1 pseudogene is annotated in these 1,067 nt (G+C 23.9%); it reads left to right on the forward strand.

From position 1 onward, the window contains the following. Positions 1-1,006: pseudogene (locus BM384_RS17860) on the forward strand (AraC family transcriptional regulator); the annotation flags it as partial. Positions 1,007-1,067: the final 61 nt, after the last annotated feature.

The raw sequence follows: 1,067 nt of genomic DNA on the forward strand, positions 1-1,067 counted from the left end.
AAAAGAATATGAGCACATAAAAAAATTTAACAACTTAGATTTATCTCAAGCTATAGAAAAAATTTCTTATCTTCTTGAAGATTACAAGCGTTTTAATTACGAAAATAAATTGTGGAACATTCATGTGGACATGGGAAATGTATCTCATAAATTTGATATGCACTTTAGAGATATATTATCTATTGGAGATGCTTTTGATTTACTAATAGAAGATAACAAAGATATTTTAGAAGAGCTTCAAGAAGAGATAAATTTTGATTATGGTAGATTAGAAAACTTCTTCAGTAAAGATATGGGAGTATTTAGAAATAACAATTTCTTTAACTGGAATAGAGCAAGAAGTGTTTTAGAATTTTTAGAGTATATTGAACTTAAACCTTTAATTGTTTTAGACAATACTTCTTTTAGTTTTGAAGATTATAAAAATGCCTTAGAAAGCTTCTATTCTTACTTTAAAGATATAGAATACTATTATTTATCAACAATTAAATTCCAGTTATCAACAGAATTAACTAAAGAAATTAAAGAAATGTTAATAGATTTTATAAATAATAATCTTGAATTAGAAATTTTAACTGAGGAATATATTCCAAACAATACTTTAGATCCTATATATGATACTGCATATATGCTTCCACTTATTATACATAATGAAGTAACTAACAAAAATAAGATGATGAATACTCTTAAAGCTTTTGATGTTTTAGAAAAAGAAACTCATCTTACTAATGAAGTTTTTATAGGTGCTCCAGGGCTTATAAATGATATTTCTATAAGAAAACCATCCTATTATGCTTATTATTTATTAAGTAAACTATCAAAGGATATTGTTGCTCAAGATGATGGGTATATAATCACTAAAAATGATGATAATTACAGCATACTTTTATATACTTATAACGAGAATTTTGAAGACTTTGATTCATTAAATAATTTATTTACTAAAAAAGGTCTTAAAAAAACTTTAGAGAAAAAAGTATCATTAAACCTAACTAATTGGAGCTAGAATATAAATAGTACAAGTTAAAAGTGGATATTTCTCAAAAAGAGTTATAATAAAGATATGA

This window comes from Clostridium sp. DSM 8431 (assembly GCF_900116755.1).
Classification (GTDB): Bacteria; Bacillota; Clostridia; order Clostridiales; family Clostridiaceae; genus Clostridium.